This window comes from Streptomyces sp. NPDC005151, from assembly GCF_053599875.1.
Genome location: NZ_JBSFYR010000027.1, coordinates 58821 through 84683, shown reverse-complemented (window position 1 = coordinate 84683; position 25863 = coordinate 58821). Strand labels below are relative to the sequence as shown.

At 72.3% G+C, this 25863-nt stretch carries 24 protein-coding genes, 2 pseudogenes and 1 riboswitch; of the genes and pseudogenes, 12 read left to right on the top strand and 14 right to left on the bottom strand.

Annotated features, from left to right (window positions below; translation table 11 throughout):
- Window positions 1-214: 214 nt before the first annotated feature.
- Genes amaP through ACWD6R_RS17165 form a run of 5 tightly spaced genes read right to left on the bottom strand, consistent with a single transcriptional unit; the run spans window position 215 to window position 2553 of the window.
- Window positions 215-802: an alkaline shock response membrane anchor protein AmaP gene (gene amaP / locus ACWD6R_RS17185; protein ID WP_451819434.1), complete on the bottom strand. Its 588-nt coding sequence runs from the start codon at window positions 800-802 to the stop codon at window positions 215-217.
- Window positions 799-1485 carry a DUF6286 domain-containing protein gene (locus ACWD6R_RS17180; protein ID WP_451819433.1) on the bottom strand — a complete coding sequence of 229 codons (687 nt, stop codon included), beginning with the start codon at window positions 1483-1485 and terminating at the stop codon, window positions 799-801. Before ACWD6R_RS17180 ends, amaP begins: the two co-directional genes overlap by 4 nt.
- On the bottom strand, window positions 1482-1841 hold the full coding sequence (locus ACWD6R_RS17175) for an Asp23/Gls24 family envelope stress response protein (RefSeq protein ID WP_451819432.1): 360 nt from the start codon (window positions 1839-1841) through the stop codon (window positions 1482-1484). The genes ACWD6R_RS17180 and ACWD6R_RS17175 overlap by 4 nt, the downstream gene beginning before the upstream one ends.
- Window positions 1841-2032: a hypothetical protein gene (locus tag ACWD6R_RS17170; protein ID WP_345513707.1), complete on the bottom strand. Its 192-nt coding sequence runs from the start codon at window positions 2030-2032 to the stop codon at window positions 1841-1843. Before ACWD6R_RS17170 ends, ACWD6R_RS17175 begins: the two co-directional genes overlap by 1 nt.
- 32 nt (window positions 2033-2064) lie before the next feature.
- Window positions 2065-2553: an Asp23/Gls24 family envelope stress response protein gene (locus ACWD6R_RS17165; RefSeq protein ID WP_451819431.1), complete on the bottom strand. Its 489-nt coding sequence runs from the start codon at window positions 2551-2553 to the stop codon at window positions 2065-2067.
- 93 nt (window positions 2554-2646) lie between these two features.
- Between ACWD6R_RS17165 and ACWD6R_RS17160 the strand changes: the two genes are divergently transcribed.
- A complete protein-coding gene (locus tag ACWD6R_RS17160) occupies window positions 2647-3348 on the top strand; it encodes a hypothetical protein (protein ID WP_451819430.1) in 702 nt (233 codons plus the stop codon).
- A gap of 181 nt (window positions 3349-3529) precedes the next feature.
- On the opposite strand, the gene ACWD6R_RS17155 is transcribed toward ACWD6R_RS17160, so the two are convergent.
- The 3 genes from ACWD6R_RS17155 to ACWD6R_RS17145 all read right to left on the bottom strand — a co-directional run bounded on the left by ACWD6R_RS17155 (window position 3530) and on the right by ACWD6R_RS17145 (window position 6727).
- Window positions 3530-4321, bottom strand: coding sequence for an enoyl-CoA hydratase/isomerase family protein (locus ACWD6R_RS17155; RefSeq protein WP_451819429.1), 792 nt, complete (start codon window positions 4319-4321; stop codon window positions 3530-3532).
- 224 nt (window positions 4322-4545) lie between these two features.
- On the bottom strand, window positions 4546-4767 hold the full coding sequence (locus ACWD6R_RS17150) for a helix-turn-helix domain-containing protein (RefSeq protein WP_037691626.1): 222 nt from the start codon (window positions 4765-4767) through the stop codon (window positions 4546-4548).
- A gap of 361 nt (window positions 4768-5128) precedes the next feature.
- Window positions 5129-6727, bottom strand: a complete 1599-nt coding sequence (locus ACWD6R_RS17145; RefSeq protein WP_451819428.1) for an ABC-F family ATP-binding cassette domain-containing protein — start codon at window positions 6725-6727, stop codon at window positions 5129-5131.
- Between the two features lie 234 nt (window positions 6728-6961).
- On the opposite strand from ACWD6R_RS17145, the gene ACWD6R_RS17140 reads away from it, so the two are divergent.
- A complete protein-coding gene (locus ACWD6R_RS17140; protein ID WP_451819437.1) occupies window positions 6962-7045 on the top strand; it encodes a neutral zinc metallopeptidase in 84 nt (27 codons plus the stop codon).
- Between the two features lie 89 nt (window positions 7046-7134).
- Window positions 7135-7548, top strand: coding sequence for a VOC family protein (locus ACWD6R_RS17135; protein ID WP_451819427.1), 414 nt, complete (start codon window positions 7135-7137; stop codon window positions 7546-7548).
- Between the two features lie 34 nt (window positions 7549-7582).
- Here the strand turns inward: ACWD6R_RS17135 and ACWD6R_RS17130 are convergent, their stop codons facing one another.
- From ACWD6R_RS17130 to ACWD6R_RS17120, 3 genes are all read right to left on the bottom strand, one after another.
- Window positions 7583-8884 carry a hypothetical protein gene (locus ACWD6R_RS17130; RefSeq protein ID WP_451819436.1) on the bottom strand — a complete coding sequence of 434 codons (1302 nt, stop codon included), beginning with the start codon at window positions 8882-8884 and terminating at the stop codon, window positions 7583-7585.
- Between the two features lie 185 nt (window positions 8885-9069).
- On the bottom strand, window positions 9070-10197 hold the full coding sequence (locus ACWD6R_RS17125; RefSeq protein ID WP_451819426.1) for an alpha/beta hydrolase: 1128 nt from the start codon (window positions 10195-10197) through the stop codon (window positions 9070-9072).
- A gap of 80 nt (window positions 10198-10277) precedes the next feature.
- Window positions 10278-10991: a class II aldolase/adducin family protein gene (locus ACWD6R_RS17120; RefSeq protein WP_451819425.1), complete on the bottom strand. Its 714-nt coding sequence runs from the start codon at window positions 10989-10991 to the stop codon at window positions 10278-10280.
- 282 nt (window positions 10992-11273) lie between these two features.
- On the opposite strand from ACWD6R_RS17120, the gene ACWD6R_RS17115 reads away from it, so the two are divergent.
- The 7 genes from ACWD6R_RS17115 (at window position 11274) to ACWD6R_RS17085 (ending at window position 20220) form a co-directional block, all read left to right on the top strand.
- On the top strand, window positions 11274-12563 hold the full coding sequence (locus ACWD6R_RS17115; RefSeq protein WP_451819424.1) for an anion permease: 1290 nt from the start codon (window positions 11274-11276) through the stop codon (window positions 12561-12563).
- Between the two features lie 12 nt (window positions 12564-12575).
- Entirely contained in the window at window positions 12576-12809 is a 234-nt protein-coding gene (locus ACWD6R_RS17110; RefSeq protein ID WP_327247084.1) for a hypothetical protein, read from the top strand.
- 359 nt (window positions 12810-13168) lie between these two features.
- Window positions 13169-13297: riboswitch (cobalamin riboswitch) on the top strand.
- 148 nt (window positions 13298-13445) lie between these two features.
- Complete coding sequence (locus tag ACWD6R_RS17105; RefSeq protein ID WP_451819423.1) at window positions 13446-14426, top strand: cobalamin biosynthesis protein; 981 nt, start codon at window positions 13446-13448, stop codon at window positions 14424-14426.
- Window positions 14423-15982: a cobyric acid synthase gene (locus tag ACWD6R_RS17100; protein ID WP_451819422.1), complete on the top strand. Its 1560-nt coding sequence runs from the start codon at window positions 14423-14425 to the stop codon at window positions 15980-15982. The genes ACWD6R_RS17105 and ACWD6R_RS17100 overlap by 4 nt, the downstream gene beginning before the upstream one ends.
- 196 nt (window positions 15983-16178) lie before the next feature.
- The gene (locus ACWD6R_RS17095) at window positions 16179-18194 is read left to right on the top strand and encodes a putative cobaltochelatase (protein WP_451819421.1); all 2016 of its coding nucleotides are present in this window, start codon (window positions 16179-16181) and stop codon (window positions 18192-18194) included.
- Window positions 18194-18802 (top strand): cob(I)yrinic acid a,c-diamide adenosyltransferase, encoded by a 609-nt coding sequence (gene cobO, locus ACWD6R_RS17090; protein ID WP_030920034.1) that lies wholly within the window; start codon window positions 18194-18196, stop codon window positions 18800-18802. Before ACWD6R_RS17095 ends, cobO begins: the two co-directional genes overlap by 1 nt.
- Window positions 18796-20220: a cobyrinate a,c-diamide synthase gene (locus ACWD6R_RS17085; protein ID WP_451819420.1), complete on the top strand. Its 1425-nt coding sequence runs from the start codon at window positions 18796-18798 to the stop codon at window positions 20218-20220. Before cobO ends, ACWD6R_RS17085 begins: the two co-directional genes overlap by 7 nt.
- Before the next feature lie 47 nt (window positions 20221-20267).
- Here ACWD6R_RS17085 and ACWD6R_RS17080 read toward each other — a convergent pair.
- Window positions 20268-20363 (bottom strand): annotated as a pseudogene (locus ACWD6R_RS17080) (permease); the annotation flags it as partial.
- 85 nt (window positions 20364-20448) lie between these two features.
- Here ACWD6R_RS17080 and cobC point away from each other — a divergent pair.
- Window positions 20449-22042, top strand: a pseudogene (cobC, locus tag ACWD6R_RS17075) (Rv2231c family pyridoxal phosphate-dependent protein CobC).
- An 86-nt stretch (window positions 22043-22128) separates the two neighbouring features.
- On the opposite strand, the gene ACWD6R_RS17070 reads toward cobC, so the two are convergent.
- On the bottom strand, window positions 22129-23097 hold the full coding sequence (locus ACWD6R_RS17070) for an SCO1860 family LAETG-anchored protein (protein ID WP_451819419.1): 969 nt from the start codon (window positions 23095-23097) through the stop codon (window positions 22129-22131).
- A gap of 313 nt (window positions 23098-23410) precedes the next feature.
- Window positions 23411-24511: an amidohydrolase family protein gene (locus ACWD6R_RS17065; protein WP_451819418.1), complete on the bottom strand. Its 1101-nt coding sequence runs from the start codon at window positions 24509-24511 to the stop codon at window positions 23411-23413.
- Between the two features lie 103 nt (window positions 24512-24614).
- Between ACWD6R_RS17065 and ACWD6R_RS17060 the strand changes: the two genes are divergently transcribed.
- Window positions 24615-25721 carry a pyridoxal-phosphate-dependent aminotransferase family protein gene (locus ACWD6R_RS17060; protein ID WP_451819417.1) on the top strand — a complete coding sequence of 369 codons (1107 nt, stop codon included), beginning with the start codon at window positions 24615-24617 and terminating at the stop codon, window positions 25719-25721.
- Window positions 25722-25863: the final 142 nt, after the last annotated feature.

The following is a 25863-nucleotide window of genomic DNA, read 5'->3' as shown; positions in this document are numbered from 1 at the left end:
TTGGGGAAGGAGCTACTAGGGCATTTCGGCAACGCGGGAAGCGTGCGTGCCAGGGCGTGGCCGCCCGATCAGAGGTCACCCGACAGGCTCTGAGCGGGACCGGAGGTACCGGGGCCGCCCGGCGGCCGTTCTCGTCCTCGGCCTCCCCATGCCAGGAGGCAGGGGAGGGACCCCTCGTCGGGCTCGATTCTGCCGCTGCCGGACGCCCCCGCCCTCAACTCACCCGTTCCGCACGGTGCTTGACGGCCCTCAGCCGCACTTCCGCCGGAAGTTCCGTCAGGCCCGCCGAGTCCCTCGCATGAGCCAGGGCCTCGTCCGCGAGGCGGCCGAGGGCCTCGTCCGGTGCCGCGTGCGGTTCCATCAGCAGCCGGATCCGTGCCCGCGGCGTGCTGCGCCGGCCGACCAGCATCACCTGGGCGCGGGCCACCCCGTCCAGCGTCCCCGCCTCAGCGGCGATCACGCCCTCCAGGGCCCGGCCGCGCAGCAGCGCCCCCTCGCCGTCGCCGCTGTCGACCAGCACCTCGGTGAGGCGGGCGCGGCGGAGCTGGGCGAGGAACCACCACAACGCGAGGACGACGAGGACCGCGAGGACCACGAGGACGGTCGGCCACCACCAGCCGTCGGCACGCCAGCGGTCCCGGTCGGCCCTGCTGAGCAGCACATCGGTCCTGCCGTCCCACGGCCACCAGGACGGCACGGAAAGGCCGAGCCCGGCGACGAGCACCGCGCCGCCGCCGCAGATCAGCACCAGCCCGGCCAGTGCGAGCAGTACCCGGTTGACGGTCCTGAGCACCGCGGTCACCCCTTCTTCGCCGGACGGCGGACATGCACGGACAGGCTCGGCGGCTTCGCCAGGCCCAGTTCCTCGATCCCCGCGCCCAGTACGGCGTCCAAGTCGGCCCGCACGTCGCCGAGTTCGCGGAAGTGCGACACGGCACGCACCGCGACCTTGGCGCGCCCCATCCGGACCCGCACCGACTGCACGCCGGACACCTCCACGGCCCGGTCGCGCAGGACCAGGGCGGCGGCGGTCCGGTCGAGCCCGGCCCGTACCCCCGGACGGTCGCGGCGCATCGGCAGCACGTCGCGCAGACCGGGCGTGGCAGCGAGCACGATCAGCCACACACCGATCGCCATCGCGAGTGCGGCACCGGCCACCACCCACACATTGTCCAGCGGCCGCTCCGCCAGGTCGTCGGCGAGCGCGCGGCGCCAGTGCATGGCCGGGTGATGGGCCCGTACCGCCGCCACGTCGTACAGCAGCAGGCCGGATCCGCCGAGGATCACCAGTGCGAGGAGCCCGGCCGGGATGCGGCGCGCGGACCAGAAGCGGCCGGCGCTGCCGCCGTTGCGCTCCTTCACCGGCGCCGGGTCGTACGCCGCGGCGGAGGCGGACTGGCCGAGAGCCAGTCCGCCTCCGCGTTCCACGGGGTCGCCGGTGGGCAGGCGCCGCGTGCTGTTCTCCGGCTCCTGGGGCTCGGTCATCGGATCCTCCCCTGTGCCGCGGCGCTCGCTCCCGCGGGATGCAGACGCTCGACCTGTACGGCCACTTCGGGCACTTCCATCCCCGCCAACGCCTTTACCCGTTCGATGACGTGCCGGCGCACGGCACCGCACTGGCGGCCGATGTCGGTGGGATATCCGAGCTCCAGACTGACCCGTACCCGGGCGGTGTCACGGTGCACCGTGACAGTGGCGCGCGGCGAGGCGCCCTCCCGCGGCGGCTCGATGACAGCCTCCTTCGCCGCCTGTGCGGCGATCTTTGCGACGACCCGGTCGGCGATCCGGGTCTCGCCCCGTTCCGCGGCAGGGACCCGGCCGAGCACCCCCGACAACGCCATCACCGCCGTCGGTCGCCGCGCTCGCGACTCCGGAAGAAGTCGCCGGGTTCCAGATCGCCGTCCAGGAAGCGACCGGCGACGAAGCCGATCGCTCCCAATGCGGCGACAAGCAGAAAGGCCCCGAATCCGCCGAAGTACCCGGCGAATGCGAGCGCCATGCCGGCCACCATGCCGACCACGGCCATGCTCATCGTGCGCTCCTCAACTGTCTCGGGTGGGAGGCCTACTGGAGACGTGGCTCGGAATGGGTCTCGTCCTCCTCGTCGGGCAGCTTCACATCGCTGACCGCGATATTGACCTCGACGACCTCGAGGCCCGTCATCCGCTCGACCGCCGCGATGACGTTCTCCCGTACGTCACCGGCGACATCGGCGATCGACACGCCGTAGTCGACGACGATCTCCAGGTCGAGGGCGGTCTGCGACTCGCCGACCTCCGCCTTGACGCCGCGGGTGACCGATTTGCCGCCGCCGGGGACCCGGTCGCGCACCGCACCGAAGGTACGGGACAGGCCGCTGCCCATCGCGTGGACACCGACCACGTCGCGCGCCGCCATACCGGCGATCTTCTCGACCACACCGTCCGCGATGGTGGTACGGCCGCGGGTGGCGGGATCTCCTCCGCCGCGCTTGGTCAGCGGACTCTTCCTGCTGTCGTCCCCCGTCGCACTGTCGGGGTTCTCGGGCCGGTTCCGCTGCGGGGTGTCGGTCATCGCCACTCTTCCCTTCGGGGCAGGGTTGGACTTCCTTGCCCACATTAAGTGCGCTTGCCCCGTCTCGCGCCGTGGATGCGGCAGGCTGGGGCAATGACGACGGCTGACAGCCCGCACAGGGCCGACGGATGGACGGCGGCGGTACGGCAGAGGCTCGGCCTGGGCAGACTGCTCCCCCTGGGTGGTCCGGCGGACGGTGCGTGGATCGCGGAGCGGGCCGTGATCTCGGTACTGCGGCGCTCGGTGGGCGCATCGGGAACCGGCCCGGTGCTCGGGGACGTACGGATCACCGTGGCGGACCCGGACGCGGTCCCGGACCCGGCGCTGCCGTCGCCGCCGAGCGCGCTGCCGCCCGGGCCGCTGCGGATCGAGGCGACGATGTCGGCGACGGCCGACCGGCCGCTGCCCGCCGCCGCGGCCGCCCTGCGCTCGATCCTGCTGACGGCGGCCACGCAACGGCTCGGCCTGGTGGTCGGCGAGGTGGATCTACAGGTGACGGAGCTGCTGGACACGGTCCCCGACCGGGCTGCCCCGGAGCCTGCCGCGGTGCGCGGGGCGGAGCCGGAGGGCGCGGCGGGGACGGCGGCGGCCGCGGTCCCCGGTGTCGCGACGCTGACCCGTGTGCTGGGCAGCGCGGTGCATACGGCCGCGGACCATGTGCGGGTCGAGCTGGCGACGGACGCGAACCACCGGGCGCTCGATGTGGCACGGGCGGTGCGAACGGCGGTGGCGGACGCCGTGGACGGACATCCGCCGGTAACCGTGCTGGTCACCTCGGTGGTGGACGCGGGCTGAACGGACCGGCCGCCGCGGTGGTGGACGCGGAGCCACCGGGATCGTCACGGCCATGGGGCACGCGAAGTGACCCTGAATCGTCGCCACCGCGGCGCACGCGGAACGACCGGGACCGTCACCACCGCGGCGCACGCGGAGTGACCGGGCGGCTCCCGCTGGGGGGACGCCCGGTGCCGTTTCCTCAGTCGGTGAGGCCCGCAAGGTCGCGGAGGCGGCGGCCCTGAGCCGCGCGCTCGGCGGTGCGCTGGTCCTCGTACGTACGCGAGACCGCGCCGCTCAGCAGTGCCTTGGTCTCGATGACGGCGTCGCGCGGGGCCGCCAGCAGCCCGGCGCAGAGGTCGCGGGCCGCCGCGTCGAGCTGGTCGGCGGGGAAGACGCGGTTGGCGAGGCCGGTGCGCTCGGCCTCCCCCGCGTGGACGAAACGGCCGGTGGCGCAGATTTCGAGCGCGCGGGCATATCCGACCAGGTGCACCAGGCGGTGCGTGCCGGTGAGGTCGGGGACCAGACCGAGACTGGTCTCACGCATGGCGAACTGCACGTCCTCGGCGACGATCCGCAGATCGCAGGCGAGGGCGAGCTGGAAGCCGGCGCCGATCGCATGCCCCTGGACCGCCGCGACCGACACGATGTCGTTGCGGCGCCACCAGGTGAACGCTTCCTGGTACTCGGCGATCGTCGCGTCGAGCTGGGACTCCTTGCCGCGCGCCAGGTCGAGGAAGGACGGCTCGCCGTCGAACCCCTCGGGGCTGAACGCCTGCCGGTCGAGCCCCGCGGAGAAGGACTTGCCCTCGCCACGGAGCACGACGACCCGCACGCTGCCGGGCAGCGCCCGTCCGGCCTCTGTCAACGCCCGCCACAGAGCGGGGGACTGAGCGTTGCGCTTGGCCGGATTGGTGAGGGTCACCGTGGCAACCGCGTCATCGACGGTGAGTCGTACACCGTCCTGGTCGAGCACAGAGTCGAGCGAGGTCATGGGGCGCCTCCGGATCGGGTGCAGTCAGCATGTCGAGCTAAGTGACTGAACAGTAACCACCCGGTCGGCCACATGGCCGACCGGGTGGCCACCGCCCGAAACCGGTGAGCCCTCGGGGCATGTCCGTCCTGCGACGTGTCCCGATCCGCCTAGGTCCCATCGTCGAGCTGCCGTACTCGCCCCAAGGGCAGCAGACGGCAGTTCGACGACAGGGCCTGAGGCCGTCAGGCCGTGGCAGCCTTCTTGCCCCGTGTCGCTCCGCCGCGTCCCCGCAGCGTGACTCCGGACTCGCTGAGCATCCGGTGGACGAATCCGTAGGAGCGGCCGGTCTCTTCGGCCAACGCCCGGATACTCGCACCGGAGTCGTACTTCTTCTTCAGGTCTGCCGCGAGCTTGTCGCGCGCGGTGCCGGTCACCCGGCTGCCCTTCTTCAGAGTCTCGGCCACCCGTGCCTCCTCATGGGAAGTGCGCTCTGGATTCTCATGATCACCCCTCGGGGGCTTCCTGGCCACCCATTCGGCAAGGTCCGTACAACCGGTTTCGCACCCCGGGAATACGTCTTCACGAGCGGAATCTCGCATTCCGCCGGACTTCGGGGGCGGTCCGGCGCGGAGTTGAGACGAAGAGCCAGGTCAGGGCCGTACGAGGGGGAACGGCCCCACATGGGTGCGCCCGGCAGGTATCTGCCGGGCGCCGCGCCGAGGTATGAGAGGTCCTCACGCAGATGATGGATCACGCGTCGGCCGAATGATCCAGTCGGAGTGGATCAGCCGACAGCGGGCAAGGAAACCGCCCGGACCACGGGAATCAGGCCAGGGCGACCAGGTCCCGGTAGTCCGCACCCCACAGGTCCTCGACGCCGTCCGGCAGCAGGATGATCCGCTCCGGCTGGAGCGCCTCGACCGCACCCTCGTCGTGTGTGACGAGGACGACCGCGCCCTTGTACGTGCGCAGCGCGCCGAGGATCTCCTCGCGGCTGGCCGGGTCGAGGTTGTTCGTCGGCTCGTCGAGGAGCAGCACATTGGCGGAGGAGACCACCAGGGTCGCGAGCGCCAGACGGGTCTTCTCGCCGCCGGAGAGCACGCCGGCCGGCTTGTCGACGTCGTCGCCGGAGAAGAGGAACGAGCCCAGCGTCTTGCGGACCTCGACGAGGTCGAGATCCGGGGCGGCGGAGCGCATGTTCTCCAGGACCGTGCGCTCCGGGTCGAGGGTCTCGTGCTCCTGGGCGTAGTAGCCGAGCTTGAGCCCGTGGCCCTCGATGACCTCGCCGGTGTCGGGCTTCTCGGCACCGCCGAGGAGCCGGAGCAGGGTGGTCTTGCCCGCACCGTTGAGGCCGAGGATGACGACGCGGGAGCCCTTGTCGATGGCGAGGTCCACGTCGGTGAAGATTTCGAGCGAACCGTAGGACTTGGACAGTCCCTCCGCCATCAGAGGGGTCTTGCCGCACGGCGAGGGCTCGGGGAAGCGCAGCTTGGCGACCTTGTCGGAGACCCGGACGGCCTCCAGGCCGGAGAGCAGCCGCTCGGCGCGCTTGGCCATGTTCTGCGCGGCAACGGTCTTGGTCGCCTTGGCGCGCATCTTGTCGGCCTGCGAGTTGAGCGCGGCCGCCTTCTTCTCGGCGTTCTGGCGCTCACGCTTGCGGCGCTTCTCGTCGGCCTCGCGCTGCTGCTGGTAGAGCTTCCAGCCCATGTTGTAGATGTCGATCTGCGAGCGGTTGGCGTCGAGGTAGAAGACCTTGTTGACGACCGTCTCGACGAGGTCGACATCGTGGGAGATCACGACGAAGCCGCCACGGTAGCTCTTCAGGTAGTCGCGCAGCCAGACGATGGAGTCGGCGTCGAGGTGGTTCGTCGGCTCGTCGAGGAGCAGGGTGTCGGCGTCCGAGAACAGGATGCGGGCCAGCTCGACACGGCGGCGCTGACCGCCGGAGAGCGTGTGGAGCGGCTGTCCGAGCACCCGGTCGGGCAGGCTGAGCGCGGCGGCGATGGTGGCGGCCTCGGCCTCGGCGGCGTAACCGCCCTTGGTGAGGAACTCCGTCTCCAGCCGCTCGTACTTCTTCATCGCCTTCTCGCGGGTGGCGCCCTGGCCGTTCGCCATCCGGTCCTCGTTCTCACGCATCTTGCGCAGGATCTCGTCGAGACCACGGGCGGAGAGGATGCGGTCGCGGGCGAGGATGTCGAGATCACCGGTGCGCGGGTCCTGCGGGAGGTAGCCGACCTCACCGGAGCGGGCGATGGTGCCGCCGGCCGGTGTGCCCTCGCCGGCGAGGCATTTGGTGAGGGTGGTCTTGCCCGCTCCGTTGCGGCCGACGAGGCCGATGCGGTCGCCCTTGGCGATACGGAAGTTGGCGGACTCGATGAGGATGCGGGCGCCGGCACGCAGCTCGATACCGGAAGCGGTGATCACGGAAAAACTCCAGGGCGGGGCGGTGATGGACGGCGGACGGGACGACTTCAGAGTCTCGACTCGACGCCGCTACTCATGCACAAGGAGAATTCCCATACGGGCCATTCTACTGGCGGTGTGCAACTGCTTTTCCGCATGCTCCTACGGCATTTGCCGATCACCCGCCCAGGACGCCCTCCGGCGCCGCCACCCTGCCTCCGTCCGGCAACCAGAACAGGCATAGCGGTGTGAACTATCCGATACTCGGCGCAGCGGCAGCAGTGGTTCACCACCGGTTTCCGCAGCGGCGACATGGCCGACTGCAACACCTTCCGGTGAGCCGGCCGCGCGGCCGGTCCGGCCGCTGTCGGTGGCCGACGGAAGACCGAGACGCAGATCACAATGGAGAGTGGAAAGAGGTGAGCGCCATGGCGGGCGCACCGGCCGGGGTTCCGACGATCTATCCGACGATTCTGTACGAGGACGCGAAGGCCGTGATCAGGACGCTGACGGAGGGGCTGGGGTTCACCGAGGAAGCGGTGTACGAGGGCGAGAACGGCACGGTGCTGCATGCGGAGCTGTCCTGCGGCAACGGCAGGGTGATGCTGGGCTCCAAGGGGCGCGGGGGGATCTTCGCCAAGGCGATGACGGATGCCGGACCGAGCGGGGTGTACGTCGTGGTGGACGACGTCGATGCGCACCATGCGCGGGCCGTGGAGTACGGGGTGGAGATCCTGATGCCGCCCACGGATCAGGACTACGGGTCGCGCGACTACATGGCGCGTGACGCGGAGGGCAATGTGTGGAGCTTCGGGACGTACGCCCCGGGGTCCGCGGACTGACCGCGTCCGCGTCCCCGGGCGCTCCCCCTGATTCCTACGCGCCGCCGGTGTGCACCTGGAAGGCGGCCCGGCGGACGGCCTTGGCCAGCGCGGGGTCCGGATGGGCGGCGGCCAGCGCCACCAGCACCTGGACGGTGCGCGGGTGGCCGACGGCCCGGACCTCGTCCAGCAGCGCCGGGACCGTGCCCTGGACGGCGGAGTCGAGATGACGGACCAGCAGTGCCGTCTCGCCGTGGTCGGCGACGGCCGCCGCGGTGTCGACCCAGAGCCAGGTGGCTTCCTCGCGGCTGAGGACCTCCTGGGCGTCCTCGGGGTCGGCTCCGTCGCACTCGGCCAGCCAGAGCAGCGCGTACGGGCGCAGCGACGGGTCGGTGACGACGGAGCGCACCACCGGCTCGGCGGGGGCGCCGACGACCCGGAGCGCCTCGAAGGCGAGTCCGCGCAGCAGCGCGTCCTCGCCGCGGGCAACGGCGAGCAGTTCGGCGACGGCGCTGCCGACGGGGCGGGCGGCCAGCCAGGCGCGGTATTCGGCGCGGGCCGGTCCGGGGGTGAGCCGGGCACAGCCGAGCAGCATGTCGGCGGCGGACTGCTCGATGTTCCCGGCCGGGCTCTGGGCGGCGACGCAGATCTGTTCCAGCTTGACCCAGACCGCCCAGTTGCCGAGCGGGGTGAGGGTGGCATGACCGGCGCCGAGCGTGAGTGCGCCGACGGCGGCCAGTCCCTCCAGTGCCCAGTCGAGGAGCAGCGCGACCAGGGCGGCGGGGTGCGCGGTGAGAGCGGGTTCGGCCGGCGCCTCCGGTCCGTACGGCACCTCGCAGCGCTCCTCGTGGAGTTCGGCGACGCGCTGGCCGAGGAGATCGAGGAGGGCGGGCACGGTGACCGGGCCCGCCGAGAGCTGCAGGAGGGAGAGCACCTGGGGTACGGCCTCGACGGCTTCGGCGACCGCGGTGGACTCGATGCCCTCGGGCGCCGGGTGGACGAGCGACCAGGCGTCGAAGAGCGCCACCCAGCCACGGAGCACGGCGGAGTCGTCGCGGTCCCAGGCGCGCAGCCGCCAGCCGGGGCGTGCGGTCTCGCCGTGGAGTTCGACGAGGCCGGCCAGGCGGGCCCGGTCCCAGCCGGAGCGGACCTGCGCCGGGGACAATTCCATTGCGGTCGCAGCCCGTTCGAGAGCGTGGGCGGCGAGCGGGGCCGTGCCGGGGCTCGCGCCGTCGGCGGCCCAGCGGGCGATCCGTACGGCGTCGGCGAGCGCGGCCCTGGCCTGGCGGGCCAGTTCCGCACGGGGCGGGGTGCCCTCGGGCGGGCGGGGGGCCGGCCTGGTGCGCCGGGTGGTCACGGCCTTGCGGGCGGTGGCAAGGGGTCGCGGGCGGACAAGTCGCAGCCTGGAGTCGCGCGGGGTACGGGACGTCACGGGGAGCAGTCTTGCCTCTGACGGCCCGAAAGCCCAAACGGAACCCGGATTCGTGGCGGAAGGGGGCTGTGGGTCCGGCCGGTACCAGCCGGCCGTTCCCTCGCATCAGCTCACATCAGGGGCGTGAGGAAGCGCCGCAGGGCCTCTTCGTAGCGGGCCGGATCGGCATTCCACATCGCCGCATGCGGAGCCTGCGGTACGGGATGCAGGGCGACCAGGTCGGGACGGCGCTCGGCGAGCTCCCGGCTCGGCTGCCAGGGTGCCAGGGTGTCGCCGGGGCCGTGGAAGATCAGCGTCGGGACGTGCAGGGCCTGCGGGAGGGAGGTGTCGAGGAGCCGGGAGCCGCGCAGACCGGTCTGGCCCTGGGCGGCGCGCAGGGCGAGCGGCAGCAGCGGCGACGGGACACCGCGGGCGGTGGCCAGGGCGCGCAGGGTGGTGGCCCAGTCGAGCACCGGGGAGTCCAGGACGAGGCCGCAGATCCGCGTGCGGAGCGCGGAGTTGACGGCCGTGTGCAGGGCCATGGAGGCGCCGGTGGACCAGCCGTGCAGGACGACCTTCTCGGCGCCGTACCGCACGGCGAAGCGGACGGCCGCGTCCAGGTCGCGCCATTCGGACTCGCCGAGGTGGGCGAGTCCGTCCGGGGAGCGCGGGGCTCCGGGGTCGCCGCGGTAGGCCAGGCCGAGGACCGGCAGCCGCAGCCCGTGCAGGAACTCCATGATGTTCATGGGGTGTTCGCGGGTGGTGCCGAGGCCGTGCACGGTAATGACCCAGGTGTCCCGGGGGCCGGGCACGAACCAGGCGGGCAGGATGCCGAGCTCACCGGGGATCTCGACGTCCTCGTGGTCGAGGCCGAGGGCCGTGCCGGGGTCGCCGCTGTACAGCGCCGGGGTGATCCGGACCTGGGCGCCGGGTTCCAGGCTGCCGTCGTTGACGCGTTCCAGTCTGCGTACGACGGCGTCGGCGGCGTGCGGTGCCTGCTTGATCACCGGGCCGACGACGGCCTGGACGCCGTCGCCCACCAGTCCGTACGTACCGGGCCGGAGCGCGGCGAAGGAGCGGGTCAGTGTGACCTGCCCGGCCGCCGTGGCGTGCACGGTGAGTTTCCGGTCGGCGGGGAGCGGACGTCCGGACGGCGCCCTCAGAACGGCGCTGCTGGCGTACCGGCCGGCTACGACCGCTGCCGCGCCGACGCCGAGGATGGTGGTGACGGCTGCTGCCGCCGCTGTTGCCGGGCGCACTGCTTCAGTGTCCGGGGGTGTGCCGCGCCCTGCCAGTGGACGGGGGCTGTCCGGTGGCTCGCCGGGGCGCCCGCTCCCGGTCAGCCGGGTTGTCCGTACCCCTTCAGGGCGTCCTGCACGTCGCGCAGCTGGGCGAGGGAGAGCAGGGACGGGGTGTGGCCGGGTACGGAGCTCGCGGTGAGCCAGAGCCTGCACATCCATTCCAGCTGGGCGGTGCGGTCGTAGGCCTGGTCGAGGGTGGATCCGTAGGTGACGGTTCCGTGGTTGCGGAGCAGACAGCCCGTGCGGTCGCGCAGGGCGGCCAGCATGTGCTCGGCCAGCTCCTGCGTTCCGTAGCGCGCGTAGGCCGCGGTACGGACGGGGCCGCCGAGCATGGCGGCGGCGTAGTGCACCAGCGGGACCTCGGGGACGAGGGTGGAGACGGCCGTGGCGTGCACGGCGTGGGTGTGCACGACGGCGGCGGCGTCGGTGTTGCGGTAGACCGCCAGGTGGAGCGGGAGTTCGCTGGTCGGGGTGAGGGCGCCGAGTACCTGGTTGCCGTGGAGGTCGACGGCCACGGTGTCGCCGGGGCCGAGCCGGTCGTACGGCACACCGCTCGGCGTGACCAGGACGAGGTCGCCGACCCGCGCCGACACATTGCCCGAGGTGCCGACGACCAGGCCCTCCGCCGCGGTCCTGCGGGCGGTGGCGACGACACCGTTCCAGGCCTGCTCGATCGCGTCGCGTGCGTCCTTCGCATCGCGCCCGTTGTGCCCGTTGTGCCCGTTGCGTGCGTCTTCGTGGTGATCACTCATGGGGGAATCCTGTCAGCGGGGCCGGCGCGGCAGGAGACCTCGGGTGACCCACATCTCTTTTCGGAGGTTTCCCGGCCTCGGATCACGGGGCGTGAAGCGAGGCGGGAGGGGCGAAATCCGGCCACGGCAGGCGCTGCGCCCCGCATCGACTGTCGGTGGCCCGACAAAAAGAATGGCTCAACTCCGTTTGGAGTCACCACAGGGCCCCGTCCAGTTCATCTTCCGTTCACCCAGGTTGCCTACGTTCCACGTGCCAATGACGTCGAGCGATTGCCTGGGTAAATGGAACACATCACGCTGCTACTCGCGATCGTGATCGTGACAGCTCTAGTGTTCGATTTCACGAACGGTTTCCATGACACCGCGAACGCGATGGCGACCACCATCTCGACCGGTGCCCTCAAACCCAAGACAGCGGTGGCCATGTCCGCCGCTCTCAACCTCGTCGGCGCGTTCCTGTCCGTGGAGGTCGCCAAAACGATCTCCGGCGGGATCATCAACGAGGACGGGCTGCGGACAGAAGTCATCTTCGCGGCCCTCGTCGGCGCCATTCTGTGGAATCTGCTGACCTGGCTGGTCGGCCTGCCGTCCAGTTCGTCCCACGCACTCTTCGGCGGCCTGATCGGCGCCGCGGTGATGTCGGCGGGCTGGTCCTCGGTCGACGGCGGCACCGTCGTCACCAAGGTGCTGCTTCCCGCGGTCGCCGCCCCGGTCGTCGCCGGTCTCGCCGCACTGCTGGCGACCCGGCTGACGTACCGGATCGGCGGCAGGATCCGTAACGACGCCCAGGAGAAGGCCACCGCCAAGGGCTACCGGGCCGGCCAGATCGCCTCGGCCGGACTGGTCTCGCTCGCCCACGGCACCAACGACGCGCAGAAGACCATGGGCGTCATCACCCTGGCCCTGGTCACCGGTGGCGTCCTGTCCCCCGGCTCGAACCCGCCGGTCTGGGTGATCGTCTCCGCCGGTCTGGCCATCGCACTCGGCACCTACCTGGGCGGCTGGCGCATCATCCGCACCATGGGCAGCGGCCTCACCGAGCTCAAGCCGCCGCAGGGCTTCGCCGCCCAGACCAGCGCGGCCACGGTCATCCTGGCCTCCTCGCACCTCGGCTTCTCCCTCTCCACCACCCAGTCCTGCTCCGGCGCCGTGATGGGTGCGGGTCTGGGCCGCCGGGGCGGTGTGGTCCGCTGGTCCACCGCGACCCGGATGTTCGTCGCCTGGGGTCTGACCCTGCCGGCCGCGGGTCTGGTCGGCGCGGGCGCGGAGTTCCTCACCAAGCAGGGCACCTGGGGTGTCGCCGTCGTCGCCGTCCTGCTCGTCGCGGGCTCCGGAGCGATCTGGCTGCTGTCCCGGCGCAAGCCGGTCGGGCACCACGATGTCGCGCCCACCGGCGAGGACGCCGAACCGGCGGGTGTCATCACCACCGCCATCGCGGCCGTCACCCCGCCGCCGCCCGCCGGGGCGGCCGCGGTCGCCACGGCAGTGGACACGACCACGGACCTCAAGACCACCATCCCGGCCCAGCCCGGAACCGTCGCCGCCGATCCGGCGCGGCCCGCCACGGTGTAAGGACAGATCACCATGAACATCGACTGGGCAGCTCTCGGCTCCGTTTTCGGCGTCTCGCTTGTCGTCACCGTCGCACTGGTGGGCCTCTTCACCCTGGGCATCGTCGGCCTCTCCAAGCAGCCGGAACCGGCCGCGCAGGGCGGCTCCACCGGAGGCTCCCTGGTGCTCGCCCGCGCGGGCGCGTACCTCTGCTTCGGGCTCTGCGCGGCCGCGGTCGCGTACGGGATCTATCTGATCGTCGCCTGAGAGCCTGTCGGGTGACCTTCGATCGGAAAGCGGACGCGGTCTGGTGCGTGTGATTCCAAGGCGCCGGAAGGCCCTCGGATGGGGTCTCCCCTGCTCGAACGAAGCTGAGAGCCTGGGGAAGGAGCTACTAGGGCATTTCGGCAACGCGGGAAGCGTGCGTGCCAGGGCGTGGCCGCCCGATCAGAGGTCACCCGACAGGCTCTGAGCCCCTTCCCGCACTCCCTCATCGGGCCGGACACACCTCGCGTGTGTCCGGCCCGATGTGCGTCTGCGCACACTGCACCGCCGCAGGTAAACGCCAGGTTGACGGGCGTTCGCGGAGCGTGGTGGACTGCCGGAGCCATTTACGGCGACAGCAGAGGAAGCCGGTGCGAATCCGGCGCGGTCCCGCCACTGTCACCGGGGAGCAGTCCCCCACACCGGAAGTCACGGCCCGCGCATGCGGGCTGGAAGGCCGGGGGAACTGCGGATCCGGGAGCCAGGAGACTCTCGCCGCCGGTCACGTCGAACCAGGGCGCGGACCCTGAGTGAGGACATATCGCCATGCCCGGCTGCCGTGCGTCCGCCGTTTCTGTGCCGCTCCCACCAGGAGCCGGCTGTACCAAGGTCCTTCGAGGCAGCGCGGCCGGCTGAGCCGTGCGAGCCGACCGCATCTTCGCGTACGGCGCCGCCGCCGGCCTGATCGGCGATCTGCTGCTCGGTGATCCCCGCCGGGGGCATCCGGTCGCCGCCTTCGGGCGGGCCGCGGCGGGCGTCGAACGGCGTCTGTGGCGCGACCACCGCGGGTGGGGCGCCCTGCACACCCTGGTCTGCGCCGGAGGCGCTGCGGGTGGGGCCGCGCTGGCCGCCCGTGCCGTACGCCGTCATCCCGCCGCCTCCGTCGCCCTGACCGCGGCCGCCACCTGGTCCGTCGTCGGCGGCACCTCGCTGGGTCGCGAGGCGCGCGCCATCGGCGGCGCGCTCGCCGCCGGTGACATCGAGCTGGCCCGGGAACGGCTCCCCCATCTGTGCGGGCGCGACCCGCACTCCCTCGACGGGCCGCAGATCGCGCGCGCCGTGGTGGAGTCCGTGGCCGAGAACACCTCGGACGCGGTGGTGGGTGCCCTCGTGTGGGGCGCGCTGGGTGGCGTGCCCGGACTCGTCGCCTTCCGTGCCGTCAACACCCTCGACGCGATGGTCGGGCACAAGTCGCCCCGCCATCTGCGCTACGGCTGGGCCTCGGCCCGCCTGGACGACGTCGCGGGCTGGCCCGGCGCCCGGCTCACCGCCGCGCTCGCCGTGGTTGCCGGGGGGCAGCCACGTCGAGCGCTGCGGGCCTGGCGGGCGGACGCGGGCAGGCATCCGAGCCCCAACGCGGGTCCGGTGGAGGCCTCGTTCGCGGGGGCGCTCGGCGTACGGCTCGGCGGGACCCTCGCGTACGGCGGGCGTGTCGAGCACCGGCCGGTACTGAACGGCGCGACCGGCCGTGCGGTGGAGACCGGGGACATCGAGCGCGCGGTGCGGCTGTCGCGCCGGGTGGGGGTGCTGGCCCTCGGCGTGTGCGCGGCGGGCCGGCTGATCGCGGGACGGTGGTCGCCCTCGGGGCGGCGTCCGGCCGTGGGACGGAGCGGGAAATGAGCGGCGGACTGCTGGTCGCCGGAACCACGTCGGACGCGGGCAAGAGCGTCGTCACGGCAGGCATCTGCCGGTGGCTGGTGCGCCAGGGCGTGAAGGTCGCGCCGTTCAAGGCGCAGAACATGTCGCTGAACTCGTTCGTCACCCGCGAGGGCGCGGAGATCGGACGCGCGCAGGCGATGCAGGCGCAGGCCGCCCGGGTGGAACCGACCGCGCTGATGAACCCGGTGCTGCTCAAGCCCGGCAGCGACCGGTCCAGTCAGGTCGTCCTGATGGGCAGGCCGGTGGGCGAGATGAGCGCGCGCGGTTACCACGGGGGGCGACAGGAATCCCTGCTCGGTACGGTCGTGGACTGTCTGGAGCAGCTTCGGGGCACCTATGACGCCGTGATCTGCGAGGGGGCGGGCAGCCCGGCCGAGATCAATCTGCGGCGCACCGACATCGTGAACATGGGGATCGCGCGGGCCGCGCGGTTCCCCGTCGTCGTCGTCGGCGACATCGACCGCGGTGGCGTCTTCGCCTCGTTCTTCGGCACGACGGCGCTGCTCGGCGCCGAGGACCAGGCGCTGATCGCCGGCTATCTGGTCAACAAGTTCCGCGGCGACGTGTCGCTCCTGGAGCCGGGGCTCGACATGTTGCACGGGCTGACCGGGCGGCGGACGTACGGAGTGCTGCCGTTCGCCCACGGCCTGGGCATCGACGAGGAGGACGGGCTGCGGGTCTCGCTCCGCGGGGCCGTACGCGAGTCGGTCGTCGCACCGCCGCACGGCGAGGACGTGCTGCGGGTCGCGGTGTGCGCCGTACCGCTGATGTCGAACTTCACCGATGTGGACGCGCTGGCCGCCGAACCGGGTGTCGTGGTGCGGTTCGTGGACCGGGCGGAGGAGCTGGCCGACGCGGATCTGGTGATCGTGCCGGGCACGCGCGGGACGGTGAAGGCGCTGGCCTGGCTGCGGGAACGGGGGCTGGCCGACGCGCTGCTGCGACGGGCGGCGCAGGGGCGTCCGGTGCTCGGCATCTGTGGCGGGTTCCAGGTGCTCGCGGAGCAGATCGAGGACGAGGTGGAGTCGCGGGCGGGGCGGGTCGACGGGCTCGGACTGCTGCCGGTGCGGATCCGGTTCGACCGCGAGAAGACCCTCGCCCGGCCGGTCGGTACGGCGCTCGGGGAGCCGGTCGAGGGGTACGAGATCCACCACGGGGTCGCCGATGTGCGGGGCGGCGAGCCGTTCCTGGACGGGTGCCGGGTCGGCGCGGTGTGGGGGACGCACTGGCACGGGTCTCTGGAGAGCGATGCGTTCCGGCGGCGGTTCCTGGGGGAGGTCGCGCGGGCGGCGGGACGACGGTTCGTGGCCGCACCCGACACGAGTTTCGGGGCGTTGCGGGAGGAGCAGCTGGATCGGCTGGGGGATCTGATCGAGGAGCACGCGGATACGGGGGCGTTGATGCGGTTGATCGAGGTGGGGGTGCCGGAGGGACTGCCCTTTGTGGGCCCTGGGGCGCCGGAGGCGCCGGCGGCCCGTGGGGGCCGTGGGGCTGGGGTGGCTGGGGGGTTGGCGTGAGGGGGACGCCTGCGGCGGGCTCCGTTCCCCGGCCCGCACCTTCCCGTGACCGGGTCTTGGCCCCGGGCCCCGGTCCTCAGGTGCCGGACGGACTGAGCAGTCGCCCACAAGCGCTGGACAGCGGGCCGGACGGGCTGAGTGGCGGGCCGGAACGGATCACCTGTTCTTGGATGGATGACGTCGTCAAGGAGGCTTTGTGAGTACCCTGTATCCCTTTACTGCCATCGTCGGGCAGGACGATCTGCGGCTCGGATTGTTGCTGAACGCCGTATCGCCCGCTGTCGGTGGTGTGCTCGTGCGTGGGGAGAAGGGGACCGCCAAGTCCACCGCCGTGCGGGCGCTCGCCGCGCTCATGCCCGAGGTCGCTGTCGTCTCCGGGTGCCGGTTCTCGTGTGACCCGGTGTCGCCCGATCCGGCGTGTACCGATGGGCCCCACGAGGCCGGGGGCGGCGTGTCGCGGGCGGCGCGGACCGTGGAGCTGCCGGTGGGCGCCTCCGAGGACCGGCTCGTCGGGGCGCTCGACATCGAGCGGGCGCTCACCGACGGGGTCAAGGCGTTCGAGCCGGGGCTCCTCGCCGATGCGCATCGCGGAATCCTGTACGTCGACGAGGTCAACCTGCTCCATGACCACCTGGTGGATCTGCTGCTGGACGCGGCGGCCATGGGTGCCTCGTACGTGGAACGCGAAGGCGTCTCCGTACGGCATGCCGCGCGGTTCCTGCTCGTCGGAACGATGAACCCCGAAGAGGGCGAGTTGCGGCCGCAGTTGCTCGACCGGTTCGGGCTGACCGTCGAGGTCGCCGCGTCACGCGACACCGATCAGCGGGTCGAGGTCGTACGTCGGCGGCTCGCGTACGACGACGATCCGGCCGGGTTCGCCGCCCGGTGGGCCAAGGAGGAAGGGGAGTTGCGGGAGCGGATCGCCGCCGCGCGGGCGCTCCTTCCCCACGTGGTGCTCGGGGACCGTGCGTTGCGGCAGATCGCCGCCACCTGTGCGGCCTTCGAGGTCGACGGGATGCGTGCCGACATCGTGATGGCCCGCACCGCGACCGCGCTGGCCGCGTGGGCGGGACGTACCGACGTGCTCGCCGAGGACGTCCGGCAGGCCGCCCTGCTGGCGCTCCCCCACCGGCGCCGCCGCAATCCGTTCGACGCGCCCGGTCTCGACGAGGACAAGCTCGACGACACGCTGGAGCAGAACAGCGGTGAAGGGGACGGGGGCGGGGACGATCCCGATCCGGACGGGCCGGGTGGAGGCGGGCAGCCCCCGCAGGGGGACGGGCCCGACACGCCGCCGCAGCCCGAGGCGGGGAACGGCGACATGCCCGGACTGCCCTCGCAGGGGCGGCCGGCCGACGGCAGCGAGCAGCAGCCCGTACGTGCTGCCGAGCCGTTCCGCACGAAGATGCTGAGCGTGCCGGGGCTCGGCGAGGGCGCGGCGGGGCGGCGGTCCCGGGCGCGTACCGAACACGGGCGTACGACCGGGGCGCGGCGGCCCGAGGGGGCCCTGACCAGACTGCATCTCGCCGCGACCGTGCAGGCTGCCGCCCCGCACCAGCGTGCGCGCGGACGGTCGGGCCGGGGGTTGGTGGTGCGGCGGGATGATCTGCGGCAGGCGACCAGGGAGGGACGCGAAGGGAACCTCGTTCTTTTCGTCGTGGACGCGTCCGGGTCGATGGCCGCCCGGCAGCGGATGGGCGCCGTGAAGGGTGCGGTGCTGTCGCTGCTGCTGGACGCGTACCAGCGGCGGGACAAGGTCGGTCTGATCACCTTCCGCGGCAGGGGCGCCGACGTGGCACTGCCGCCGACCTCGTCCGTGGACGCGGCCGCCGCGCGGCTGGAGACGCTGCCGACCGGTGGGCGCACTCCCCTCGCGGCCGGACTGCTGAAGGCCCATGACGTCCTGCGGGTGGAGCGGCTGCGCGATCCGTCGCGGCGGCCGCTGCTGGTCGTGGTGACGGACGGACGGGCGACCGGAGGCCCGGAGCCGGTGGCCCTGGCGGCGCGGGCCGCGCGGCTGCACGAGGCCGAGGGAACGGCGTCCGTCGTCGTGGACTGCGAGTCGGGGGTCGTGCGGCTCGGGCTGGCCGGCTCCCTGGCCCGCGATCTCGGGGGCACCGCCGTCACGCTCGACGAGCTGCGGGCCGACTCGATCGCCGGGCTCGTCAGGGATGTTCAGGGAACCAACGGATCCAACAGGAGGGCCGCCTAATGCCGCAGGGACAGCCGACCACGGTGCCGGACGACGGGCTGACGACGCGCCAGCGCCGCAACCGTCCGCTGCTCTTCGTCCATACCGGTATCGGCAAGGGCAAGTCGACGGCCGCGTTCGGGCTCGCGCTGCGCGCCTGGAACCAGGGCTGGCCGATCGGGGTGTTCCAGTTCGTCAAGTCGGCGAAGTGGAAGGTCGGGGAGGAGAACGCGCTGAAGGTCCTCGGCGCGAGCGGTGAGGGCGGCACGGTCGCCTGGCACAAGATGGGCGAGGGCTGGTCGTGGGTCCAGCGCGGCCTGCACGGTGACAACGCGGACAACGAGGAGAAGGCCCGCGAGGGCTGGGAACAGGTCAAGCGCGACCTGGCCGCCGAGACGTACAAGCTGTACGTCCTCGACGAGTTCGCGTACCCGATGCACTGGGGCTGGATCGACACCGACGAGGTGGTCGAGGTGATGCGCAACCGTCCGGGGACGCAGCATGTGGTGATCACCGGGCGCAACGCCCCGGAGAAGCTCGTCGAGGCCGCTGACCTGGTGACCGACATGTCCAAGGTGAAGCACCCGATGGACGCCGGCCAGAAGGGCCAGAGGGGCATCGAGTGGTGACCATTCCGCGACTGGTGATTGCCGCGCCGGCCTCCGGCAGCGGCAAGACCACCGTGGCGACGGGACTGATGGCGGCCTTCGCGGAGCGCGGCCTCGCCGTGTCGCCGCACAAGGTCGGGCCCGACTACATCGACCCCGGCTATCACTCGCTGGCCACCGGGCGGGCCGGGCGCAACCTCGACGCGTACATGTGCGGGCCGGAGCTGGTCGCTCCGTTGTTCGCGCACGGGGCGCGCGGGTGCGACCTGGCGATCGTCGAGGGGGTGATGGGGCTGTACGACGGGGCGTCCGGGAAAGGTGAGTTGGCGTCGACCGCCCATGTCGCGAAGCTGCTGCAGGCTCCGGTGGTGCTGGTCGTGGACGCGTCGTCGCAGTCGCGGTCGGTGGCGGCGCTGGTGCACGGCTTCGCCTCGTGGGATCCGGAGGTACGGATCAGCGGGGTGATCCTCAACAAGGTCGGCTCGGACCGGCACGAGATGCTGCTGCGGGAGGCGCTGGACGAGTCCGGCGTGCCGGTGATGGGGGTACTGCGGCGGGCCGAGCAGGCGGCCACGCCCTCGCGCCATCTGGGGCTGGTGCCGGTGGCCGAGCGGCGGGGCGACGCGGTGGCCGCTGTCGCGGCGATGGGGGCGCAGGTGCGGAGTGGGTGTGACCTGGAGGCGCTGATGGCGTTGGCGCGGTCGGCACCGCGGACGCCTGCCGCGTCGGGGGCGTGGGATCCGGTGAAGGCCGTGCGGGAGGCGGGCGGAGGCAGGAACGCCGACGGCGAGGGTGACCCGGACGGGCTGGACGGTGGCCCGGGCGGGCCGCGTCGTGGCCGGCTCGTCGTCGCCGTGGCCGGAGGGCCCGCCTTCACGTTCTCCTACGCCGAGCACAGCGAGCTCCTTGCCGCCGCCGGGGCCGACGTCGTGACGTTCGATCCGTTGCGGGACGAAGCGCTGCCCGAGGGCACCCGTGGGCTCGTCATCGGTGGGGGGTTCCCGGAGGTGTACGCCCCCGAGCTGTCCGCCAACGAACCGCTCCGCAAGGCCGTTGCCGATCTCGCCGCCGCCGGGGCTCCCCTTGCCGCCGAGTGTGCCGGGCTGCTCTATCTCTCGCGTTCGCTCGACGGACTGCCGATGTGCGGGGTGCTCGACGCCGACGGCCGGATGTCGAAGCGGCTGACACTCGGTTACCGGGAGGCCGTGGCACTCACCGACAGTCCGCTGGCCGCGGTCGGCACACGGCTGCGTGGGCACGAGTTCCACCGCACGGTGCTGGAGCCGGGCGCCGGCGCCTCCCCCGCCTGGGGGATGCATCTGCCGGAGCGGCGCGTGGAGGGCTTCGTGCAGCAGGGCGTCCATGCCAGCTATCTGCATACGCACTGGGCCTCGGCGCCGGGCGTCGCGCGGCGGTTCGTCGACAGGGCCGCGGTGTGACCCCGTCGGTCCGGGATGCCCACCCCCCAATTGCCGGTCGGTCCAAAGCCGAGCACCAGGTGGCGGCGGTCGGTGACGCGTCGGGCGACCCAACCGCCCACCGGGGTCATCAGGAACGCGCCGAGCGCGACAAACACCGCCATGGGCTCCTGCCGGCCGATCGACCGCGGTCCGCGCCTCTCGGGCCTGCTCCTTGTCCCGCTCTCGTTCCCGGAAGGATCTCGCCCCATGGTTCTGCTCGTCGTCGGGGTCGGCGCGAGCCGTGGTGCGCCGGCCGGTGAGGTGCTGGAGCTCGTCTCGTCCGCACTGCACGAGGCAGGGCTTTCGCCCCGCGGCGTCGTGGAGTTGGCGACCCTCGACACGAAGACCGAGGAGCCGGGGATCGTGAGAGCGGCGGCGCGGCTGGGCGTTCCCGTACGCGGGTACAGCGCGGAGGAACTCGCCGCGGTCGCCGTACCGAACCCGTCGGACGCCGTGCTCGCCGCGGTCGGTTCGGCGTCGGTCGCGGAGGCAGCGGCTCTCGTCCGCGCCGACGAGCTCCTCGTACCGAAGCGGAAGTCGAACCCCGCGGGGCGGGTGGGGAAGGTGACCTGTGCGGTGGCCCGGCGGGCTTCGCACGCGTATCCGGAACCGACCGTTGCGTCGAGTGCGGTGCCGGGCACATAGTCGTCCTGCCGTCGCTCCATCCCCATCGTCATGAACTCGCCCCCCACACCCTCTGGAAGTCATGCACACTCCCACTGAGAGACCCGATGTCAACCGCGCGGACGGACAGCACGATCTGCGGCACCACGGTGACGCGGAGGTCCGCGGCCGGGATCTGACCGATCTCGCCGTCAACGTACGTACCGATACGCCCCCGGCCTGGCTGAAGGAGCGAATATCCGCGTCCCTCTCCACGCTCGCCGCCTATCCGGACGGAAGCCGTGCACGGGCCGCGGTCGCGGAACGGCACGGGCTGCCGGTGGATCGGGTCCTGCTGACGGCGGGTGCGGCAGAGGCGTTCGTGCTGATCGCGCGGGCGCTGCCGGCCCGGCGGCCGGTCGTCGTCCATCCCCAGTTCACCGAGCCCGAGGCGGCGTTGCGCGCGGCCGGGCACACGGTGGGGCGGGTGCTGCTGCGCGCGGAGGACGGTTTCCGACTGGATCCGGCGGCCGTGCCCGAGGAGGCGGATCTGGTGGTGGTCGGCAATCCGACCAACCCGACGTCGGTCCTGCATCCGACGGCCGCACTGGAGAAACTGGCGCGCCCCGGGCGGACGTTGGTGGTCGACGAGGCGTTCATGGACGCGGTGCCGGGGGAGCGCGAGGCACTGTGCGGACGTACGGACGTCCCGGGCCTCGTCGTGCTGCGCAGCCTCACCAAGACATGGGGGCTGGCGGGGCTGCGGATCGGTTACGTGCTGGCTTCCCCGGAGACCATCGGCGCGCTCCAGGAGGCGCAGCCGCTGTGGCCGGTGTCGTCCCCCGCGCTGGCGGCGGCCGAGGCGTGCATGGAGCCGCGGGCGCTGGTGGAGGCGGCCGCCGCCGCGGACCGTATCGCGGTGGACCGGGCTCATCTGATCGCCGGGCTCATGGAGTTCGCCGAAGTGCGGGTGGCGGAGCCTGCCGAGGGGCCGTTCGTACTGGTGCGGCTGGAGCGGGCGGCGGAGGTGCGGGAGCGGCTGCGGGCGCTGGGGTTCGCGGCGCGGCGTGGCGATACGTTCCCGGGGCTCGGTCCGCAGTGGCTGCGGCTGGCTGTGCGCGACCGCGTGACGACCAACCGTTTTCTGCAGGCGCTCGATCAGGCGCTCCAGGTGCTCGCCTCCCCCAGGAACCGCTGACGGGGAGCGGCGCTCGCCCCTGTGTGAACGCCGCTCCCCCATGCCCCCTGATTTCCCCCTGTCCCGCCCCTCGGGCCGGGTCGGTGTCAGTCCTGGGCGCGCCTGCGTGCCACGACCATCGCGCCCGCACCCAGCGCAAGCAGGAACGCCGCTCCGCCCGCGAGGAACGGCGTCGTGGAGCTGCCACCGGTCTCCGCGAGGTTCGTGTCGACCGCTGCCGGGGCGTGGCCGGTCCCGGTCTGCGGCTTCACCTCGCCGCCGGCGCTGCCACCGCCGTTGCCTCCGCTGTCGCCTCCGCCGGAGTTGCCTCCCGCGGGCTCGGTGGGCTCGGCGCTCGGAGCGGCCGCCTTCGGGGTCTCACAGGTCGCCTCGGCGAGCGTGACCTCGCCCTGGACGTCGGCGACATTGAGCTTGAGCGGGTTGACCGACACCTTCAGCTGCAGCGCGGTCGCCGCGGCGGTACGTGACGTGGTCTGCGTCTTCGACAGGTCGAGGACGACCTCGCCGACGCCGGGCACCGCCACCCGTGTCGTGCCGCCCGCTGTCAGCGTGACCTTCTGGCCGAGGACCCTGACATGGCCCAGCACATTCGATTCGGCAACGGGCTTGTGACCCACTTCGCAGACCGCCTTGGAGGTGACCTTCTCGACCTCGATGAGCGAGAGCAGCGGCAGTCCGGGCACATGGATGCGGGCCTTCGCCAGGTTGCTGTAGCCCTCGGCCCTGTGCTTGTCGACGGTCGCGTCCGCCGTGGCCACGTCGGCACGCAGCACGTCGACCGGGCGGCCGTGCGACACGCCGTCGAGCCGCACGCTGAGTGCGGTCTCCTCGGCGCTCGCCGGTGCGTGCACCTCATTGAGCGTGGCCTTCAGCGGCACGTCGACCGTCTTGTTCAGGAGTGAGACGTCGAGTGCGGTGCGGAGCACGACCGCGCTCGCCTTCCCGCCGCCGGTGGTCGTGGTGGACCCGGTGGCGTGCGCCGGGGCGGCAACCAGCAGGGCGACGGGCGCGGCGGCAACCGCCAGTGCGGCAAGGCGGAAGGTGTTGCTGTTCAAGATGGTGGAACCCCCACAAGAGACATGGAGCCACCGGCGCCGTCCAATGGGGGACATCGCGGGCACCGGTGGCCTCGACTCCGTGAATCTTTTCGTACAGAGGGTGAACTGGCAGTTGCCTGTAGTGAGTTCACCCCAAAGGGGGGTTTCCATGTCTGTATTCGAATATCTCGGCACGTGCGACCCTCGGTGTCACCCGATCCGCTGAGCGTGTGCGAGGTGCCGGCCGACTGCGCCGGGGTGTGCGCTGAGGTGCTTCAACGAGCGCGAGCTCCGTCCGGTCACTGGCTGTCAACGCGGCGCCGGGGCGGCATCAGCTGATCACGCGGCCGTTCAGCACCACATGGCGCGGCGCCGCCAGCACTCGTACATCCGCCCGCGGGTCCTCCTCGTACACCACCAGATCCGCCGGGGCGCCCTCCTCGAGACCCGGCCGCCCGAGCCAGGCGCGCGCACCCCAGGCCGTCGCCGAGAGCGCCTCGCGGGGCGGGATGCCCGCCGTGACCAGCTCGGCGACCTCCGCCGCCACCAGACCATGGGCCAGCGAGCCGCCCGCGTCGGTGCCGACGAAGACCGGCACGCCCGCGTCGTACGCCGCGCGCACGGTGTCGTAGCGACGCTCGTACAGCCGCCGCATATGCGCCGACCAGCGCGGGAACTTGGCCTCGCCGCCGGCCGCGAGGTCCGGGAACGTGGCGATGTTGACCAGCGTCGGGACGATCGCGACGCCGCGCTCGGCGAAGAGCGGGATGGTGTCCTCGGTCAGTCCCGTCGCATGCTCGATGCAGTCGATCCCGGCCTCGACGAGATCGGCGAGAGCGGCCTCGGCGAAGCAGTGCGCGGTGACCCGGGCTCCGAGCCGGTGCGCCTCGGCGATGGCCGCCTCGACCTCGCCGCGCGGCCAGCAGGCGGTCAGGTCACCGGCGTCCCGGTCGATCCAGTCGCCGACCAGCTTGACCCAGCCGTCGCCGCGCCGCGCCTCCTGCGCGACGTATGCGACGAGGTCGCCGGGCTCGATCTCATGGGCGTAGTTCCGGGTGTACCTGCGGGTCCTGGCGATATGACGTCCGGCCCGGACGATCTTGGGAAGGTCCTCGCGGTCGTCGATCCACCGGGTGTCGGAGGGCGATCCGGCGTCCCTGATGAGCAGCGTGCCGGCCTCCCGGTCGGTGAGCGCCTGCTTCTCGCTCGTGGCGGCGTCGACCGGGCCGTGGTGATCGAGCCCCACATGGCAGTGGGCGTCCACGAGGCCCGGCAGCACCCAGCCGGTGACGGTCTCCGCCGCGTCCGCGCCGGGCGGCCGCTCGTACGAGATCCGCCCGTCGACGGCCCACAGCTCGTCCCGTACGTCGTCGGGACCGACGAGTACCCGCCCCTTCACATGCAGCACCGGCTGCACCGTGTGATCACTCATGGCAACACTGTACGAGGCGGCCGATGGCGGCCTCGGTACTCTCGACGGAAGCGCTGTTCGTACACCGAACCGCAGGCCGACCCGATCCGAAGAGAGCACCACCGTGACGCACCCCTTCCTCGACCTCGCCCCGCTCACCGCCGCGCACTTCGCCGCCATCGAGCGGCGGGTGGCCGGCCTCCTCGCCACCGAGCAGGACGTCGTCATCATGCAGGGCGAGGCGCTGCTTCCCCTCGAAGGCTGCATCCGGGGCGGTGCCCGGCCCGGTTCGACCGCACTGAACGTGGTCACGGGGCCGTACGGGCAGACCTTCGGAAACTGGCTGCGCGACTGCGGTGCCAATGTCATCGATCTGGCGGTGCCGTTCCACACGGCGGTCACCGCCGACCAGGTCGCGCAGGCGCTCGCCGCGCACCCGGAGATCGACTTCGTCTCGCTGGTCCACGCGGAGGCGGCGACCGGCAACACCAACCCGGTCGCGGAGATCGGTGAGGTCGTCCGGGCGCACGGGGCGCTGTTCATGCTGGACGCCGTCGCCTCGGTGGGCGCCGAGCCGCTGCTGCCGGACCTGTGGGGCGTCGACCTGTGTGTGATCGGCGCGCAGAAGGCGATGGGCGGCCCGGCCGGGGTGTCGGCGGTGTCGGTGAGCGGGCGCGCCTGGGAGCGGATCGCCGCCAACCCCGAGGCCCCCCGTCACTCGTACCTCTCGCTCCTGGACTGGAAGGAGCGCTGGATCGACGGCGGCCGCAAGGCACTCCTGCACGCCCCCGCGCAGCTGGAGATGCTGGCGCTGGAGGCGTGCGTGGAGCGGATCGAGACGGAGGGGCTGGAGGCGCTGATGGCCCGGCACGCGGCGGCCGCCGCGGCGACGCGGGCGGGCGCGGTGGCGCTCAGCGGCGGCCTGGCGCCGTACGTGCACGAGGCGCGGGACGCGGCGCCGGTCGCCACGACGCTGCGCGCCCCGGCGGGGATCGACGCCGCCGGGCTGGTCGCCAAGGCGCTCGCGGCCGACCCGTCGCTGCCGCTGATCGCGGGCGGCGGGGCGCTGTCCAAGGAGATGATCCGGGTCAATCACTACGGTGTGGACGCGACGCGGGGCGCGGTGCAGTCCTCGCTCGCGGCTCTGGGGGCGGCACTGGCCGACGAGGGCCGGCCGGTCGACTTCGAAGCTGCCCGCAGGGCCGTGTCGGAGACCTGGCCGGGCAAGTAGATCCGTCCGGTCCTGCGCCGGACCGGAAACAACTCATCCATGCGGGGAGCTGCTCTGTACCGGGCAGTTCCCCGCATTGGACCGACCGGCAATGGGGGGGCGGCGTCACGGGGCTGGGGCACGCACCTCGCGGCGTTGTCGT